At 71.7% G+C, this 17,914-nt stretch carries 16 protein-coding genes; 8 read left to right on the plus strand and 8 right to left on the minus strand.

All coding sequences use genetic code 11. The features are described 5' to 3' along the window. Positions 1-35: 35 nt before the first annotated feature. Both OG349_RS07275 and OG349_RS07280 read right to left on the minus strand, forming a co-directional pair. Positions 36-992, minus strand: coding sequence for a hypothetical protein (locus OG349_RS07275; RefSeq protein WP_327238485.1), 957 nt, complete (start codon positions 990-992; stop codon positions 36-38). Between the two features lie 297 nt (positions 993-1,289). Beyond that, a complete protein-coding gene (locus OG349_RS07280) occupies positions 1,290-1,913 on the minus strand; it encodes a nucleoside/nucleotide kinase family protein (protein ID WP_327233818.1) in 624 nt (207 codons plus the stop codon). A 55-nt stretch (positions 1,914-1,968) separates the two neighbouring features. On the opposite strand from OG349_RS07280, the gene OG349_RS07285 reads away from it, so the two are divergent. Both OG349_RS07285 and OG349_RS07290 read left to right on the plus strand, forming a co-directional pair. Continuing rightward, positions 1,969-2,361, plus strand: coding sequence for a VOC family protein (locus OG349_RS07285; protein WP_327233819.1), 393 nt, complete (start codon positions 1,969-1,971; stop codon positions 2,359-2,361). 425 nt (positions 2,362-2,786) lie between these two features. After that, on the plus strand, positions 2,787-5,318 hold the full coding sequence (locus OG349_RS07290) for a GTPase-associated protein 1-related protein (RefSeq protein WP_327233820.1): 2,532 nt from the start codon (positions 2,787-2,789) through the stop codon (positions 5,316-5,318). Positions 5,319-5,408: 90 nt separating this feature from the next. Here the strand turns inward: OG349_RS07290 and msrB are convergent, their stop codons facing one another. The 4 genes from msrB to OG349_RS07310 all read right to left on the minus strand — a co-directional run bounded on the left by msrB (position 5,409) and on the right by OG349_RS07310 (position 8,863). Continuing rightward, positions 5,409-5,816, minus strand: a complete 408-nt coding sequence (gene msrB / locus OG349_RS07295) for a peptide-methionine (R)-S-oxide reductase MsrB (protein ID WP_161309924.1) — start codon at positions 5,814-5,816, stop codon at positions 5,409-5,411. A 72-nt stretch (positions 5,817-5,888) separates the two neighbouring features. After that, positions 5,889-7,307 carry a UDP-N-acetylmuramate--L-alanine ligase gene (murC, locus tag OG349_RS07300; protein ID WP_327233821.1) on the minus strand — a complete coding sequence of 473 codons (1,419 nt, stop codon included), beginning with the start codon at positions 7,305-7,307 and terminating at the stop codon, positions 5,889-5,891. Positions 7,308-7,413: 106 nt separating this feature from the next. Next, positions 7,414-7,884, minus strand: a complete 471-nt coding sequence (locus OG349_RS07305; protein WP_327233822.1) for an indole-3-glycerol phosphate synthase — start codon at positions 7,882-7,884, stop codon at positions 7,414-7,416. 181 nt (positions 7,885-8,065) lie between these two features. Next, positions 8,066-8,863 carry a pyrimidine reductase family protein gene (locus tag OG349_RS07310; protein WP_327233823.1) on the minus strand — a complete coding sequence of 266 codons (798 nt, stop codon included), beginning with the start codon at positions 8,861-8,863 and terminating at the stop codon, positions 8,066-8,068. 284 nt (positions 8,864-9,147) lie between these two features. On the opposite strand from OG349_RS07310, the gene OG349_RS07315 reads away from it, so the two are divergent. Further along, positions 9,148-9,705 (plus strand): hypothetical protein, encoded by a 558-nt coding sequence (locus OG349_RS07315; RefSeq protein ID WP_327233824.1) that lies wholly within the window; start codon positions 9,148-9,150, stop codon positions 9,703-9,705. A gap of 60 nt (positions 9,706-9,765) precedes the next feature. Here OG349_RS07315 and OG349_RS07320 read toward each other — a convergent pair whose 3' ends face one another. Further along, positions 9,766-10,620, minus strand: a complete 855-nt coding sequence (locus tag OG349_RS07320; protein WP_327233825.1) for a helix-turn-helix transcriptional regulator — start codon at positions 10,618-10,620, stop codon at positions 9,766-9,768. Positions 10,621-10,723: 103 nt separating this feature from the next. Here OG349_RS07320 and OG349_RS07325 point away from each other — a divergent pair. Together OG349_RS07325 and OG349_RS07330 are read left to right on the plus strand one after the other, a co-directional pair. Continuing rightward, a protein-coding gene (locus tag OG349_RS07325) for an IS5 family transposase (protein WP_442806354.1) occupies positions 10,724-11,571 on the plus strand; the annotation gives its coding sequence in 2 pieces (ribosomal slippage) (positions 10,724-11,071 and positions 11,074-11,571; 846 coding nt in all). A gap of 69 nt (positions 11,572-11,640) precedes the next feature. Beyond that, positions 11,641-12,507 (plus strand): alpha/beta fold hydrolase, encoded by an 867-nt coding sequence (locus OG349_RS07330; RefSeq protein WP_327233826.1) that lies wholly within the window; start codon positions 11,641-11,643, stop codon positions 12,505-12,507. Positions 12,508-12,522: 15 nt separating this feature from the next. Here the strand turns inward: OG349_RS07330 and OG349_RS07335 are convergent, their stop codons facing one another. Further along, positions 12,523-14,154, minus strand: coding sequence for an RICIN domain-containing protein (locus tag OG349_RS07335; protein ID WP_327233827.1), 1,632 nt, complete (start codon positions 14,152-14,154; stop codon positions 12,523-12,525). A 245-nt stretch (positions 14,155-14,399) separates the two neighbouring features. Here OG349_RS07335 and zapE point away from each other — a divergent pair, with 245 nt between their 5' ends. The 3 genes from zapE to OG349_RS07350 all read left to right on the plus strand — a co-directional run bounded on the left by zapE (position 14,400) and on the right by OG349_RS07350 (position 17,679). Continuing rightward, positions 14,400-15,506 carry a cell division protein ZapE gene (gene zapE, locus OG349_RS07340; RefSeq protein ID WP_327233828.1) on the plus strand — a complete coding sequence of 369 codons (1,107 nt, stop codon included), beginning with the start codon at positions 14,400-14,402 and terminating at the stop codon, positions 15,504-15,506. 160 nt (positions 15,507-15,666) lie between these two features. Next, positions 15,667-16,092 carry an OsmC family peroxiredoxin gene (locus OG349_RS07345; RefSeq protein WP_327233829.1) on the plus strand — a complete coding sequence of 142 codons (426 nt, stop codon included), beginning with the start codon at positions 15,667-15,669 and terminating at the stop codon, positions 16,090-16,092. A 204-nt stretch (positions 16,093-16,296) separates the two neighbouring features. Continuing rightward, positions 16,297-17,679 carry an alkaline phosphatase PhoX gene (locus tag OG349_RS07350; protein WP_327233830.1) on the plus strand — a complete coding sequence of 461 codons (1,383 nt, stop codon included), beginning with the start codon at positions 16,297-16,299 and terminating at the stop codon, positions 17,677-17,679. Positions 17,680-17,914: the final 235 nt, after the last annotated feature.

Consider the following 17,914-nt stretch of genomic DNA (forward strand, 5'->3'; position numbering starts at 1 on the left):
ACCCCCGGCCGGTCGGGCAGGCGGGTCAGCGGGGATCAACCCGGCGGGTCCTGCGCCACCAACCGCTCCAGCAGCGCCTCGAAATCGTCGCCCACGACGATCCGCAGCCCCTCGCCGTCCTCGTCCTCCTCGCTGAGCTGCGTGAGCGTGCCGCCGCGCCACCAGTAGACGTACGGACTGATCGCACCCGGCGTGTCCTCGAACCCCGACGCGGCAAAGGACGCCATCGCGTTGAGGGTCGGGATCATCGTGGCGTCGCGGATGACGTGGAAGGCGAGCTGATGACGGAAGGGCATCGCGACCAGCGCGCCGTCCAGGCCGATCTGCCGGCCGGTGACCCGCTGGACGACCGAGTCCAGCGCGAGGACGCGGCTGGCCGTGTAGAACGAGTCGCCGAGGACCACCTCGAAGCGCATCCCGTCCGCGTCCTTGACCGTCTCGCGCTTCTCCACCGGCAGCTCGCGCAGATTCCGCAGCGCCCGCTCCCGCAGCCGCGCGACCTCCCCCAGCGGCTCCAGCGCCTCGTCCGTGAGCATCATGACGCTCTCGGGCAGGTCCAGGGCCAGCACCTCGTACAGCCCGGGGGCGACGGAACGCGCGTAGGCGAACGTCTGCGGGTCCAGGCCCTCGGCGCTGATGACCCGGGGGTAGAGCTGGGCGCGGATCTGGTCGGGCGGCAGGGTGTCGAGGGCGGAGGGGCCGTCCATCGTACGGAGCACCATCCCGGCGTGCTGGCGGGCCAGTTCGCCCCAGACACGCGGGCCCCGGTCGTCGTTGTGGCACACGGCCGCGAGGTTGCCGAGGCCGAACTGACGGCCGGAACTGTCCGTCACCACGTCCACATAGACCGTGACCTCCAGGCCGTGCTCCGCGAAGGCCTCACGCACCTGGCCACGGAACAGCGCCCCCTCGTCGACCGAGAAGAAGGAGAACGCCGGATCGCGCGGCGTGTCCCGTGCGTCGCGCCTAGGCCCCCGTCGGAAGAACCCCACACCATCGCCTCCACCCGTGTCGGCCATGCCCGCCATGACCGCCGTACCGCCCGTCGCCGGGCGGATCGCCGTCCCGCAGATCATCGGCCTTCCGGCGATCGTCCAAACTACGAGCCTAGGCCCTGTCCGGCGGAACCCCGAGGACGGGCCCCGGACGCCCCGTACCGTACCCACACCGACGCCGTCACGATCCCGGCGCCACAGATGGTCCGCGATCGCCGGACGGGCGCGACGCCGGCCGGTACGGCACCGCCGACCCGAGGCCCGCCCGGTGATCAAGAGTCCCGGAGGGACGGCCTAGTCCTCCTCCAGGCCGACGACCAGATCCGCGCGCCCCCGGCCCCGCGCCACCAGACGCGCGTTGGCCTCGTCGGAGTCCCTGACCCAGCGCTCCGCGTACCCGCGCTCCTTGCCGAAGCGGACATGCCGGTCCACCAGCCGTCGTACGCGCACCTCGGGGTCCAGGTCCAGGAACCACACCTCGTCCAGGAGCGGGCGGACCGCCGCCCAGGGGCCTTCGTCGTGCAGCAGGTAGTTGCCCTCCGTGACGACGAGCGGAATCTCCGGCGGTACGGGGAGGCTCCCCGCGACCGGCTCCTCCAGGGACCGGTCGAAGGCGGGCGCGTACACGACGGCGCCGGGTTCCGGGGTACGCAGCCGGGCGAGCAGGGCCGCGTAACCGGTGGCGTCGAAGGTGTCGGGGGCGCCCTTGCGGTCCGCGCGGCCGAGGCGGTCGAGTTCCGCACCCGCCAGGTGGAAGCCGTCCATGGGGACGAGGACGGCGAGCCCGCCGAGGCGCTCGACCAGGAGGGCGGCGAGGGTGGACTTGCCGACGCCGGGCGGCCCGGCGATCCCGAGCAGGCGGCGGTGGCCGGGGACGGCGAGGCGGCGGGCGCGGGCGATGAGGGCGGGCACGTCCATGGGGGCATTCTCCCACCCTTGCCGCGCCCTGATCATACGTATAACGTACGGACGCATGTCACACATCGCCCTGGTCACCCTGGTCGTCGCCGACTACGACGAGGCCCTCGCCTTCTACACGGACAAGCTCGGCTTCGAGCTGGTCGAGGACACCGACCGGGGCGACGGCTCCCGCTGGGTCGTGGTCCGTCCTGGCGGCGCGGGAGCGGGCGCGGCCTCCCTCCTCCTGGCCCGCGCGGCCGACGACACACAGCGCGCGAGCGTCGGCAAGCAGACCGGCGGCCGGGTCGGCTTCTTCCTCCACACAGAGGACTTCGCTCGCGACCACGCGAAGATGCTGGCGGCGGGCGTCCGCTTCACAGAGGAGCCCCGCCACGAACCGTACGGCTCGGTAGCGGTCTTCGAGGACCTGTACGGCAACCGCTGGGACCTGCTCCAGCCCGCGTAGGCCGTATCCCGCCCACCCCACACAGAGCGAGCCCTCCCCTACCGCCCGCCCCTACGGCCAAGGGGTTTCTGGCCGCAACCACAGAAAGCCGGCCACAACGGCGGTCGCGCCGACCGATCACCCGCCACGTATGCCTCGCTCAGCCCCCCACCCACACCAGCCCGGATATCTCTGCCGTTACGGCCCCTGCCGAACACCGGACACAAACCCCACGGGACCACGGGACGCGCACAGCACGCCCCCCCCGTCGCCCGTACGCCGCCCGTACGCCGCCCTTCGCCCGTACGCGGCCTCGCGTCCGTACCAGCTCAGCCGGACCCCGTCAGGGTCTTCTCTCCGTAGCGCTCTCCTCCCGCCGCGAATTGAAGTAGACATTGGCGAGCACACAGCACGCGCACGCACAGCAGACACAGGAGAGCCGGCGCATGAGCCTGGCACAGCTGCACTACACCTCCGTTCCGCCGGAGTCCGGTGGCTCGGGCGTCCGGTTCACGGCCGTCACCGACGGGATCGGCCGGGGGCTTCTCGAAGAGGCGGGGCGACTGCTCGGGTACGAGCCTCCGCAGGACGCCCCCGTCCGTCCCACGGACGCCGAACTCGCCGACTTCCCCCAGGCGTTCAGCCACAGCGCGCTCCCCGACGGCGGCCGGCTGCTGGCCCGTGCCGTCTGCGTCGGAGCCGAACCCGGTGGGCGCAGAAGCGCTTTCCACGCCCACGCCGTGCTCCTGCCGCCCGGCGAGGTGCTGCCGGGTGGCGCGTTGCCCATCACCGCCTGGAACTCGCCCCATTGGGCCGCCACCACCCCGGACAGCGGTGTGCCGGATCCGCTCGACACCCTGCCCGCCTCGGGCCTCTTCTACCGCGAAGGGCTGATCGGCTTCGCCGCCTCCCGCACCCCCTGGCTGGCGGGGTACTTCGCCGGGCTGCGCGCCATCGCCGAGGACAAGGAGGACCAGGAGAACGACTCACCGCGACAGATCGTGCTCGTCGAGCGCCGCAGCGCCGACGTCGCGCAGTGGATCGCGCTGGCCGGCCACGTCCTGCCCGCCGCGAGCGTCGCACGGCTGACCTTCACGACGTACACCCGCCGCCCCCGCGAGGCCCGGCAGCGGATCCTCGGTGTCCTGCCCGCCGACGCGCGGGGCCTCGCCGAACTGCCCCACCGCTTCCGTGTACTCGACTGCACCGAGGGGGCCCGCGAGGACGCGGACAGCTCACGCGACAGCTGGGCCGAGACCGCCGCCCGCCTGTGGCTCGCCGGGATGCCCGAGCTGTTCGAGGAGGCCGCCGCGCTGCCCGGAGGCCGGTTCCACCCGGGCGCGCTGGCCGCCGTCGCCCTGCGCGCGAACATCGACCCAGGGTCCAACGCCCGCGCGGAAGCCGCCGGTTGGGCGCGAACCCACGCGCGTGCCCTGGATGAGGAGCAGGTACGGATACTCGTCGGCGCGCTGTGTGCGCCGAACGGGGAGGACCGTACAACAGCCGAGACCCAGGCCCTCGCCGACCTCTTCGCCGCCCTCGCGGGCCGCTCGCCGGACGCCGTGACCGCGCCCCTCGCCGCGCTCGTCCTGACCGAGGCCGTCCGCGCCACCACCGGCGCCGGGACAAAGGCCGGCCCCGACCCCGTTGCGGAATCCCCCGCACCCGCCGCTCCCCGCGAACTGCCCGTCCTCCCCGAGCTGCAACTCCGCTCACTCTCACCGGAGTTCAAGCAGCGTCTCGGCGTCGAGCTGGCCTTCGAGCTGCGCGCCGGCATCTCCGCCGACCTCTCCGGGACCGGCCCGGACACCTCCCGCCCCGTCGGCCTGCTCCGTATCGCGGGCATCCTCGGCGTGGACTGTACGGAGCTGCTGCCCGACCTCGCCGACCGGCTGGCCGCCGCGCTGCTCGCCGAACCGGAGAGCGCGTACACGCCCGCCGTACAGACCGCGCTGGAGGACCACTTCGAACTGCGCGTCGCGCTGTTGAGCGCCCTGGACCGGCTCGCCGCCGCCGATCCGCCCGCCGCCACCCGTCTGCTGAACCGAACCACCCTCTCCCTCCAGGGAGTTCAGTCGCTGCCGCATCTGCGGATGTGCGCGGAGGCACCCGCCCCGTGGTCGGTGACCGGACTGTCCGAGAGCGGCGGCGAACAGGACCGCGTCGCCACCCTCGCCGGTGTCCTGCGCGCCGCGGGTGTCTCCCCCTTCGCCGAACCGCTCATCCTGAGCACGGCCGTACGGCTGGTGTGGGCGGACGGTACGCCCACGGCGGGCGAGGCCCGGCGGATGCTCGGCGAGACCGGCTCCGACGCCCACCGCTCGGCGGGCACGTGGGCCACCCTCGTCGCCGCCGCGCTCGGCGGCCCCGGGGACGACCCCGACGCCCCGGACCTCGCGCACGACCTGCTGCGCAGCTTCCCCGAGAAGCTGGAACCGCGGGTGCGCTCCGCCCTGTTGCTCCTGGAGTTCGCCGGGGCCCTGCGGGCCGGACGGGCCCAGGCCGGCTGGATCGTACGGGCCCGCCTGTTGCGTGCCGACGCCGAGCCGGTCGAACAGGGCGTCCTGGAGCAGGCGTTGGGCGCGCTCGCCCGCCAACTCCTCTCCGAGGAAAGGCCGAACGGCGAGCTGTACGACCTGATCCACGGCGGCGACGCGGATCTCCTCGCCGCGTACGACCGGGCCGCACGCGAGGACGCGACGCGCGAGCGGCTGCGTACCGTACCTACCTACACGGCCGACTGCTTCATCGCGTGGAGTTCGTTCCCGGGGGCGAACCCGGCCTGGGACCGGACCCGTACCGCACTGCTCGACAAGGTGCTGCGTCCCGTCGTGCGCTCCCTGCCCGCCGGGGATCTCGCGGCCGTGGAGGAAAGCTTCGGCCGGGCGGGACAGCATCACACCGAGGAGTTCCGGGCCTGGAACCGCCCGGGAGCCCTCGGCAGACTGGGCCTCGCCCTCAAGCGACGGACGGGCTGACCCCGGACCCGCACCCACCCTGCGCCTGGAGCACCTGGAGCACCTGGAAAAGCCGGACGGGCCTGTACGCGGCCCGTCCGGCCACCCGCCTCAGCTCTCGTCGGGCGTCAGCCGCAGCGAGATGCTGTTGATGCAGTAGCGCTGATCCGTCGGCGTCCCGTAGCCCTCGCCCTCGAACACGTGCCCCAGGTGCGAGCCGCAGCGCGCACAGCGCACCTCGACCCGCGTCATGCCCATGGAGCGGTCCTCGATCAGCTCGACCGCGTCACTGTCCTTCGGGTCGTAGAAGGACGGCCAGCCGCAGTGCGACTCGAACTTCGTGTCGGAGCGGAACAGCTCGGCGCTACAGGCGCGACACGAGTAGACGCCGGTCGTCTTCGTGTCCGTGTACTCGCCGACAAAAGCGGGCTCGGTGCCGGCCTTGCGGAGCACCTTGTACTCCGCGGGGGACAGCTCCGCGCGCCACTGCTCGTCCGGCTTCTCGATGTCGTACGCCATTGCGCACACTCTCCCTCGGTCGGACCGTCTCGGCCGCAGCCTCGATCGGACAGGTCTCCGCTGTGAGCGGACCTACGCGGACAGGCGGGCCAGGATCAGCGGACCGAGGTCCGTGACGTCACCCGCGCCCATGGTGAGAACGAGATCACCGGGTCCCGCCATTCCCGCGACAAGACCGGGCACCGCGTCCTTGTCGTGCACGGCCGTGACCTGGGCCCCGGCGGCCGTCGCGGCGTCGATCACCAGCGCGCTGGTGATGCCGGGGACCGGGTCCTCGCGGGCCGGGTAGATGTCCAGGACGATCGAGGCGTCGGCCAGCGCGAGGGCCTGGCCCATCTCCGTGCCCAGCTCCTGCGTACGGGAGAAGAGGTGCGGCTGGAAGACGACCAGCAGGCGGGAGCCCGTGGGGGCCGCGTCGCGCATCGCCTCCAGGTCGGCGGTCATCTCGGTGGGGTGGTGCGCGTACGAGTCCACGACCTGGACCCCGGCGGCCTCGCCCTTCAGCTGGAGGCGGCGCTTGACACCGGTGTACGTACCGATCGCCGACGCCAGGTTGTGCGCCGGGATGCCCAGCGCGACCCCCGCGGCCAGCGCGGCGACCGCGTTGAGGGCGTAGTGGCGGCCGGGGACCGACACCGCGAACGTCAGGAAGCGGCCGTCGAGCACGACGGTCACCTCGCTGGTCAGCCCGCGTGCGGTGATCTTGTGGACCCGTACGTCCGCGGTCGCGGCCTCACCGTAGGTGACGACCTTGAGCGCGGGGAGGTCCCCTGCGGAGAGGTCCCGTACCCGCGACGCCAGCTCCACGGCGCCCGCCTGGTCTGCCGAGATCACCAGCGTGCCGCCCGGCACGATCTTGCCGGCGAACGTCTCGAAGGACTCGTAGATCTCGTCCATCGACGCGTAGTTCGCGTGGTGGTCCAGCTCGACGTTGAGGACGATCGCGACCTCGGGGTCGTACTTCTGGAAGCTGCGGTCGCTTTCATCCGCCTCGGCGACGAAGATCTCGCCCTCGCCGTGCCGGGCGTTCGTACCGGGGCCTTCGAGGTCGCCGCCGATCGCGTACGACGGGTCGAGGCCCAGCTCGGTGAGGGCGACGGCCAGCATGGAGGTCGTGGTGGTCTTGCCGTGGGTGCCCGCGACGGCGATCGGCCGCAGCCCTCCCATCAGCGAGGCGAGCGCGTCGGAGCGGTGCATGACGGGCACGCCCAGCTCGCCCGCGCGCACCAGCTCGGGGTTGTCGGCGCGGATGGCGCTGGAGACGACCACGCACGAGGCGTCGTCGGCGAGATGCGCCGCCGCGTGCCCGATGTGCACGGTGGCCCCCAGCGCCCGCAGCGCCTGCGCGGTCTCCGACTCCTTCGCGTCACTGCCCGCTACCTTGGCCCCGCGCGCGGCGAGGATCTTGGCGATTCCCGACATTCCGGCGCCGCCGATGCCGATGAAGTGCGGCCGTTCCAGGGCGGTGGGGATGCCGGGTGCCGATGCCATCTGTAGGTCTCCCAAGGTGCTGACGGGGCGTGTCACACGTTGCCTGGCGCGCTGTGTCGGCGCGCTCCGACAGCGCGCTGTCTCAGCACGCTGTGTGCCGCCCAGCCTATTCGCTGTGCGCGAAGAGTTTGAGCACCGGTACGCCGACCTTGTGGCGGGCCCTGGACGCCCAGTCGCGGTGGAAGAACTCCTCCACGTAGTGCGGCTCGGTCATGACGATCACCTCGTCCGCCCCCGACTCGTCGACGACGGCCTTGAGTCTGTCGAGCGGGTGTTCCGCGACGACCTCGCCGGTGGCCTCGGAGCCGTGCGCGCGCAGCGCCGCCAGCGAGTGGGCCAGCGCCTTCTCGGCCGGCAGCCGTGCCTCCTCGCCCTCCGGTTCCTCGCCCTCCTGGGTGGCTTCCCGCAGCTCCCCCACGGCGACGTCGTCGATGGCGCGCAGCAGCACGTCCGCCTGGTCACCGCGGGGCTGCATGAGCACGACGAACGCGGTCGCCTCGTCACCGTGGAGTGTGGTGACAAATTCCACGTCCTCGGGCGTCAGGGGCTTCTCGATCATCAATACGCTTGTGAACACGTCAGACGCCCTTCGTCTTCATGGGCCCGTCCGGCCCATTCACGGGCCCGTATCGGCCCACTGCGGAAACCATCCTTCCCCGTGCGGACACGGGTACTGCGAAAGTAAGTCTGCCCAGCGGAAGCTAACCGGAACGACAAATTCCGGTGACGGTCGGGCCCGGTGGCGACCGATCCCGCCGTCAGGGCCGGCGGTAGCGGCTGAACAGGAACCCGTCCTCCTCCAGGAGCGAGGCCAGGGCGAACCGTTCCGGTACGGCGAGGGCCGGTCCACCCGTGATGCGCTGCGCGTACCCGGAAGTGAGCGTCGGAGACAGGGTCAGGCAGAGTTCGTCCAGGACACCCGCCGCGAGGAACTGCCCGAGCAGCCGTGGTCCGCCCTCCGCGAGCAGCCGCCGGAGGCCGCGTCCGGCCAGCGTCCGTACGGCCCTGACGGGGTCCACGCCCGCCCCGTCCCCCGCGATCAGCACCTCGGCACCGGCCTTCCGCGCGGCCAGGACCCGGTCGGCGGGGGCGGCGGCGCCGGTCAGCACCAGGGTCGGGACGAGCGGCTCGGTGAACAGGGGCAGCGAGAAGTCCAGGTCCAGGCTCGCGGTGACCACGGCGATGACGGGAGCGGGGTTCTGGCCGGCGGCGGCGCGCCGTGCCGCGAAGGCCTCCCGGGCGCGGGCCGGCCGGTACCCCTCCTGGCGAACCGTTTCCGCACCGACCACCACGGCGTCCGCCAGCGCCCGCAGCGTGCCGAAGATCCGCATGTCCGCGTCCGAGGAGAGCGCCTGCGAGAGGCCGTCGTGCTGGGCGGCACCGTCGAGGGTGGACACCATGTTGGCCCGCAGCCACACCCCGGCGCCCGCGTCCGCACCTTCCTCCGCCCCCACACCCACACCCGGGTAGGCGTAGAGATCGGCCAGCGCGTCGAGCGTCCACTCGGGTTCGGCGGCCGTACGTGTCTGATCGGTCACAGGGAACAGGCGTCGCATGCCGAGCAGTCTGGCACGGCACCCGCGCCCTCCCCGGCCTGTCCGCGCACGTCGGCCGGGTCGCGCGCCCCCCACCGCGCCCTGTCCACGGGAGAACGGCAGTGGCCTGGTCCTCCGAAGCGCGCCTGCCCTGGCAAGGAGGGCCAAGTACCGCGTCCGTACGTACAAAAGGGCAGGTGCGGGTGTGGTGGGGGCGTAGCGTGCGCGTTCCGGCCCTCTCCCCGGCGATGGAGGAGTGGCCTCCTGTGAGATCAACAAGAAACAATGCCGAAAGGGCACCCCACATGCGACTCGGTCGTACCCGCACCCGCACGCTCGCCGCACTGGCCTTCCTGACCGCCACCGGCCTGTTCCTCACGGCGTGCGACTCCGACTCCGTCGCCGACGGTTCCGCAAGCAGCTCCAGCCCCGGCACGAGTGCCGGCGCCGACCCGGGCACGGGTGAGGCCGCCGACCCCACCGCGAGCGACGACGGAAGTTCGAGTTCCGGCGGCGACGACAGTACGAGCCCCGATGCGGGTCCGGGCGACGATGCCAACGCCGCCGCCGGCAGTGGTACCGACAACGGTCCTGTCGACAATCCCGATGCCCCCGGTGCCGACGGCACGTTCAGCGGCGTACTGACCTACTTGGCACCGGGCAAGCTGCTGGTCGGGGAACGTGCCTTCTGGGTCGCCGTGGACACCGAGATCATCGGCGGCGACATCTGCGGAGATCCCGAGACCCCGGAAGCCGAGAAGTGCACCCCGGACGACCTGGACGCCGCTGCGAAGAACGGCAACCTGAACGTCGAAGTGACCATCACCAAGGGCATCGCCGATCGGGTCCACCAAGCCTCGTAACCACCGGCCGGGCGGCCGCACCACGCGCGGAAAAGGTCGCGAGGCCGGGCGACCTCACGGTCACGCCCGCCGCGTGGTGTCGTGCCGGTGCCGCGGGCCGAGCACGCGCAACTCGTCCAGCACGGTGGTGGCACCTGGTGGAGGGGTGAAGATCCGCAGGCGCTGGTCCGCCGCGGGCGTCGCCAGCACCTCGCAGTCCAGGTCGATCCTGCCCAGGCCGGGATGGACGAGCCGGTACGGGTGCGACCTGCGCACGGCGACCTCGTGCCTGTCCCACAGCTCCGCGAATTCCGGGCTCGCGGCCCGGAGCCGCGTCACCAGCGAGCGGGACGCCGCGTCGTTGCCGCGTCGGGTCGTCGCGGCCCGCAGGTCGGCAACCAACTGCCGGGCCTGCTCCTCGTGTTCCTCGGCCGCGAAGTGACCGCGGACGCCGGGGTCGGTGAACCACCTCAGCACGATGTTGCGGTCCTCCGCGGCGACCGTGCAGACGCACCCGAACAGCGCGAGCGCCAGGTCGTTCTGCGCGAGCAGATCGCCCAGATCGCTCACCACCTGCACGGGCACACCGTCCAGGCGGTCGAGGAGGTAGCGCAGGCCCGGCCGCAGGTACTCCCCGGCCCGCGCGCCCTCCGGCGGGCGCTGCCCGGCGAGCAGGTACAGATGGTCCCGCTCGTCCTCGGTCAGCCGCAGCGCGCCCGTCAGCGCGGCGAGCACCTGGCCCGAAGGCCGGGGGCCGCGGGCCTGTTCGAGCCGCATGTAGTAGTCGGCGGACATGCCCGCGAGGATCGCGACCTCCTCGCGTCGAAGACCCGGGGTCCGTCGCCTCGGCCCTTCGACGAGCCCGACGTCGCGCGGCGTCAGCCGCTCTCGGGACACCCGCAGGAAATCGGCGAGGTCGAGACGATTCGGTTCCATGTCCTTCTCAGGATATCCGTGTCGTGGCAGCGCATCCTGGGACCGCCGGTCCTAGGGGTCGTCTTCAAAGCTGTTTGTGCGATGCGGGATTATGGCGGGTGTGGTGCGTCGTCATGAGTTGTCGGATGTTGAGTGGGCTGTGTTGTCGCGGTTGTTGCCGAGTTCGGGGACGGCTGGTCGGCCCCGGTCGGATGACCGGGTGGTGCTGAACGGGATCGTGTGGAAGCTGCGGACCGGTTCGGCCTGGCGGGACGTGCCGGAGCGTTACGGTTCCTGGCAGACCTTGTACACGCGTTTCCGCAGGTGGGCGCTGGACGGAACCTTCTCCCGCATGCTGAAGGCGATCCAGGCGGAGAGGGACGCGGCGGGTGACATCGACTGGCTGGTGTCGGTGGACTCCACGATCGTGCGGGCCCACCAGCACGCGACCGGTGGGAAAAGGGGGCTGCCGACCGGGACGAAGCGGGTGATCACGCCCTCGGCCGATCCCGTGGAGGACTGAGCACCAAGGTCCACCTGGCCTGCGACGGACACGGCCGGCCCCTCGCCTTCGTCCTGACCGGCGGCAACACCAACGACTGCACCCGCTTCGAAGACGTCCTGGACGCCATCCGTGTTCCGCGCACCGGCCCGGGACGTCCCCGCACCCGACCCGACCACGTCATCGCCGACAAGGGCTACAGCTCTCGCAAGATCCGCGCCTACCTGCGCAGACGCGGTATCGGGCACACCATCCCCGAACGCATCGACCAGGCCACAGGCCGCCTGCGCAAAGGCTCACGCGGCGGCCGCCCACCCACATTCGACAGGAGGGTCTACCGGCTCCGCAACGTCGTCGAACGATGCTTCAACCGACTCAAGCAATGGCGCGGCCTGGCCACCCGCTACGACAAAACCCGCGAGTCCTACCAAGCCACCGTCACCATCGCCTCCATCTTCCTCTGGATATGACCTTTGAAGACGACCCCTAGGGCAAGCGCTCCGCTTCCGCGGTGCGGGCTGCGGCGGCACGATCGGCGCATGGCCGTCCCGTGCCTGTCCGACGAGTCCGACGACAAGATCGGTGGTCGCATCATGAGGGAATCCGTACTGGAAGTACCGGGCGCGCGACTGCGCTATGCCGTCCGCGGCGAGGGCCCCTTGCTCCTGCTCGTCGCCGGGGGCCATCACGGTGTCGACGCGAACGAACCGCTCGCGCGCCACCTCGCCGACCAGTACACCGTCCTGACCTACGACCGGCGCGGCCTGTCGGGAAGCACCACCGACGCCCCCGCGACGACGCTCGCCACACACGCCGACGACGTCTCCCGCCTGCTCGCCGCCCTCACCCCGGAACCGGCACTCGTCTACGGCACCAGCCTCGGCGCCCTGATCTCGCTGGAGCTGACCGCCGGACACCCCGGGCAGGTCGCGGCGGTCGTCGCGCACGAACCGCCCGTCACGCAACTGCTCCCGGAACCCGCACGCGCCCTCGCCCTCGGGCAGCTGCTCACCGTCGAGGAGACCTTCAGGACGCGGGGCGCGGCCCCCGCGATGCGCAGGTTCGCGGCCGACATCGACATCGACCCCACCGACTGCGAGCCGGACGTCCCGGCACGCACTCCGGGACCCGACCACCTGCGGAACGCGGAGGCCCACTTGACGCACGACCTGGCGGCCATCAGGGCACACGTACTCGACATGACCGCGCTCAAGGGTTCACGCACCCGTGTCGTGCCCGCCGCCGGTGAGAACTCGGGCCACGTCTGGCCGCACACGTGCGCGGCGATGCTCGCCGGCGAACTGGGAACGCCCCTGGAGACGTTTCCCGGCGGCCACAACGGATACCTCTTCCGCCCCCGCGGAACCGCGGAACGGATCCGCGCGGTGCTCGGTTCCAGACCTTGAACGACAGGCCCTGGCTCAGGTGCTGCTACCGACCCAGGAGTGAGCGGGATCGGTGGAGTCGCAGTCCCACTGCACGGCGTCCGCGCCGTTGTCGACACTGCCGCCGTAGACGGTCAGGCACTGGCCGCTGATCCCGTTGACGAGTATCGAGCCGCCGCCGGCCGCCCCTGTCACCCGTGTCCAGTCCTGGGCCGCACTGCCGTTGCAGTCCCACTGCACCATCTGGGCCCCCTGGGTGAGGCTGCCGCCGTAGACGGTCAGACACCGGTTGCTCTGGAAGTTGCGGATCCGGTCGCCGTCCCAGTACCAGTTCTCCGGACTCTTGCCGTTGCAGTCCCACTGGATGACGTTCGCCCCGTTGTTGAGACTGGAGTGGTACGGCAGCAGGCACTTGCCGCTGTTGACGTTCTTGAAGCGCACCGTGCTCAGCGGTGCGGCGGACGGCGCGAAGTCGAACACCATCCGCTGCGGCATCACCTGGTTGCTCCGGCCGACCTCGTTCACGCCGTGGATGCGGCGGGCCGAGGCGTCCCAGTCGAGGTTCTGGGTCATGTCGGGGACGGCGGTCAGGACCGAGGTCCCCCCGCCGGGTTCGCCCTCGTGGACGCAGGCGCTCTCCCGGTAGCCGGTGTCGAAGCTGTCGGGGCACAGGCCGCTGATGAAGAAGCTGCCCTGCGCGAACACGGCTCCCTGCATCCCCCATACCGGCGAGGACCATGCGGCGGTCGCGTCGCTCCGGCCGAAGTCCGACCCGTCGGTGGTGGCGGGCAGACCGGTGGTGAGGTCGAGGGGCCAGCGGATCAGCCGCCCGCCCGACGCGCCGGCGTTGAACTCGTTGGACGTCAGGGCGCCGTGGGCCCGGTCGAAGCTCAGTCCGTTCAGGCACGGGATGTCCCCGGTCAGGGGAACGCAGCCCTTCTCGGAAGGGTCGGAGGCCGTGAGGTACGAGTAGCGCGCCGGGAGAAGGTAGGAGAAGCCATGGAAACCGGCGGAGTCGTACTTCAGGTCGGGGAGCTGGTACACGTCCAGCCGGAACCCGTGCCCGACCAGAAGGTTGTCGCCGTACCAGACGACGCCGTCGACATGGCTGTTCGTCGCACTGAAAGCGCCACCGCTCCCCGCGGTGACCAGCAGGACGTCGAAGTAGCGCGGGGTGGTGGCGTCACGGTCGACGAAGCGCAGCTTGGCCAGGGTGTTGTCCGAGCCGTAGTGCCAGGACGTCACCTCCCAGTGGTGACCGCCCCAGACGCCGTCGGTGGTCCTGTTGTGAGCCAGCGACAGTCCTTGCGGAAACCAGTCGTTGGTCCCCGCGTCGTCGGCCGTGTTGTTCCAGCAGTAGCCGTCCGCGTTCACCCCGGGATTGAACGGGGCCGGATAGCACAGGCCGTTTTTGCCCGCCGTGCCCGTGCCCGTGAGGTCGGCGAAGGACTGCGCCTTCAGGTCGGGGTTCGCCGACAGCCCGTCGACGGCCCGGGTCTGGTCCGGAAGCGGGTGCAGGGTGAGGCCGCTCGCGCTGATCGGGGAGATCGCGGACGCCGCCTGCGCGGTGCCCGTACCGAGCCATATGCCGCCGATCAGGGCGAAGACCAGGGCGATGATGTTGAGTCGCGGCGCCGCGCCGCGACGTCTCCTCGATTGTCGTTCCATGCGCGCGAAGCTATCCCGGCCCCGGTCCCGCACCACGCGCGGGAGCACGTCCGCCCACGGGCCGCCGTGTTTGTCGCGGACGCGCGCGCGGCGTGGGTGGCCTCACCCCTCGTTCCCACAGGATCGTGTCCGGCCTCCAGCTGGACACCGGCCCTTGAAATACGAACCGCCCGGCGTCCCCCGCCCGCCCGACGACCGACAGCCCCGGCCACTCCCCTCCGGCCTCCCCATTAGACTTGACCGCTGTGTCGACCTCCCCTCCCCCGTCCGGACGCCGCCCCGCGTCCGACGTGGTCCCGCTGTCCCTGTGCGCCCGTGAACCGCACGTCCCCGCCGACCGGCTGGTCGCGGAGATGGTGCCGCCGCCGCGCTTCGACTCCGTACGTTTCGACACCTACGTCCCCGACCCCGAGCAGCCCAGCCAGGCCGAGGCCGTCACGGTCCTGAGCGCCTTCGCGGCGGGTCTCGGCGGCGGGGCGCACGCGTCGGGGAGCGGGGGCCAGGGGGGTCCGCGCCGCTGGTTCGGCCGCAGGCCCGCCGCGCCGGCCGGGCCGCGCGGCGTCTATCTGGACGGGGGGTACGGCGTCGGCAAGACCCATCTGCTGGCGTCCCTGTGGCACGCCACGCCCGCCGCGCCCGAGGTCAAGGCGTTCGGCACCTTCGTGGAGCTGACCAATCTGGTCGGCGCGCTCGGCTTCCAGCAGACGGTACGGACCCTCGGCGGCCACCGGGTCCTGTGCATCGACGAGTTCGAGCTGGACGACCCGGGCGACACCGTGCTCGTCTCGACGCTCCTGGGCAAGCTGGTCGACGCCGGGGTGGCCCTGGCCGCGACCTCGAACACCCTGCCCGGCAAGCTCGGTGAGGGACGGTTCGCCTCCGTCGACTTCCTGCGGGAGATCCAGGGGCTGGCCTCGCGGTTCCGGTCGCTGCGCATCGACGGCGACGACTACCGCCACCGCGGCCTGCCCGAGGCGCCGCCTCCGTACTCCGAGGAACAGGTCACCAAGACCGCGTACGCCACCGAGGGCGCGAGCCTCGACGACTTCCCCGCGCTGCTGGGGCACCTCGCCACGGTCCACCCCAGCCGCTACGGCGCGCTGACGGAGGGGCTGCGGGCGGTCTGCCTCACGGACGTACGGGCCGTGCCCGACCAGTCGACCGCGCTGCGGCTGGTCGTACTCGCCGACCGTTTGTACGACCGTGAGGTCCCCGTCCTCGCCTCCGGGCTCCCCTTCGACCAGCTGTTCAGTGACGACATGCTGAACGGCGGCTACCGGAAGAAATACTTCCGGGCGATCTCGCGGCTGACGGCCCTGGCGCGGGACGCAAAACGTCTGGTGGCGCAGTAGGTTCGTCGGTGTGGGCTCGTAGCCGTGGCCGATCGGGCGGGACGCTCGCGCGACCCGCCGGGACACGGCGACGGCACACACGGCTCAGTACGGACGATGATCCGCACGACGGACCATCAGCACGCCGATCATCAGCACGACCGATCAGAAGGGTTCCATCATGGCCGCTACGCGTCAGGCACACACCGTCTGGGAGGGCAACCTCATCCAGGGCAAGGGCCTCATCACCTTCGACTCCTCCGGGATCAGCGAGCAGCCGGTCACCTGGGCCTCCCGCGCCGAGCAGGCGAACGGCAGGACCAGCCCGGAGGAACTGATCGCCGCCGCCCACTCCAGCTGCTTCTCGATGGCGCTCTCGAACGGGCTCAGCAAGGCCGGCACCCCGCCGACCAAGCTGACCACCCAGGCCGACGTCACCCTCACCCCCGGCACGGGCATCACCGGCATCCACATCACGGTGGAGGGCGAGGTCGAGGGCGTGGACGAGGCGGCGTTCGTCGCCGCCGCCGAGGACGCGAAGGCGAACTGCCCGGTCAGCCAGGCGCTCACCGGCACGACCATCACCCTGAGCGCCAAGCTCGTCTGACGGGCCGGCAGACCGGGGCCGCCATCCGGGGCGCCCGGTGGCGGTCCTTCGGCCGCCGGGCTGCGATCCGGCCGCCGTCAGGGCGGCTTCCGGTCGTCCCACGCGACACACGAGGCTCTCGTGGCCCGCATGGTTCACGCGCCCCACGGCACGTGCTACACACATGCGGGTCACGTCTCCTGTCCGCCAGCAGGGAGTTGCCTCATGTCCGCGACACGACGTCAGATCCTCGCCCGCACCGGTGCCACCGCCGCCGGTATCGCCTTCACCGGCGCGGTGTCCGAACTCTTCACCGGTACGGCCGCGGCGGCCACGGCCACCCGCGAGTCCGCCCCGGGCCGCGCGGGATACGGCCCCCTCGTACCCGACCCGGACGGTCTGCTCGACCTCCCCGAAGGGTTCCGCTACTCCGTCCTCTCCCGGGAGGGCGAACCGCTGCGCTCCGGCGAGGGCCTGGTTCCCGGGAGCCACGACGGCATGGCCGCCTTCGCCGGCCACCGCGGCCGCGTCCATCTCGTACGGAACCACGAGAACCACGCCGACGCCCGCTTCCCGGTCCCGTCCGTCCCCGGCATCACCTACGACCCGATGGGCAGGGGCGGGTGTACGGCGATCGAGATGGACGGCCGGAACAACGTCCTCGGCGAGCGGGTCGCCATCGCCGGTACGGCCGTCAACTGCGCGGGCGGGCCGACCCCCTGGGGCACCTGGCTGACCTGCGAGGAGACCGAGGCCAAGGCCGGGACCGACGGCTACACCAAGGACCACGGCTACATCTTCGAGGTGGACGGCGACGATCCGCGCCGCACCGGCGCCGTACCGCTCACCGCGATGGGCCGGTTCGCGCACGAGGCGATCGCCGTCGACCCGGACAGCGGGATCGTGTACGAGACGGAGGACGCGTTCGAGAAGCCGTTCGGGCTCTTCTACCGCTTCCTGCCCCGGAAGCCGCGTGGAGGAATCGGTTCTCTCCGGGCGGGCGGCGCGCTGGAGGCCATGCGCGTGCCGGGCGTGCCGGACCTGTCGGTCGTCCAGGAGGCGGGCGCGACCTTCGACCGTATCGAATGGGTCCCCGTGCCGGACCCGTCGGCGAAGGAGACCGGCATCCGCTTCCAGGACTTCGGGCGCAAGGGCATCACGCACGCGCAGAAGCTGGAGGGCTGCTACTGGGGCGCCGGTTCGGTCTACTTCGTGTCCAGCTTCGCGCAGCGCGCGATCGGCTCGGCCGCCGACCACTTCGGGCAGGTGTGGAAGTACGAGCCGGAGCGCCGCCGGCTCACGCTGGTGATCGTGTTCGGCCCCGACACGGACGTCCAGCTCCCGGGCGAGTCCCCCGACAACATCTGCCTGGCGCCGAGCGGCGGGCTGATGGTGTGCGAGGACGGCGGGGGCGCGCAGCACGTCCTCGGGGTGACACGGCACGGCGAGGTGTACGCGGTGGCGCGCGGCGCGCAGAACATCGGCACGCCGGAGGCGCCGGAGTGGGGCGAGTTCGCGGGGGTCACCTTCGCGCCGGACGGCGACACGATGTACGTGAACTGCTACAAGCCGGGGACGACCTTCGCGGTCACGGGGCCCTGGCGCTAGGGCGTGTCCGCAAAGTGGGGTCGTTCGCCCGAAGGGCGGGGCTCGCGGCGTCTGGTGCGTGCGATCGCAAGGCGGAGGACCGAGCGTGTACTGGATGTACTCGCTCGGTCCGACAACGCCGCGAGCGCGCGTGCCAGACGCCGCGAGCCAGACGCCACTTTGCGGACACGCCCTAGGACGTCTATGGCCGGACGGGCCGGGGTGCGGCTCGTCCGGCGGCTGATTTGTCCGTCTC

It is taken from the genome of Streptomyces sp. NBC_01317 (genome assembly GCF_035961655.1).
Lineage (GTDB): Bacteria > Actinomycetota > Actinomycetes > Streptomycetales > Streptomycetaceae > Streptomyces.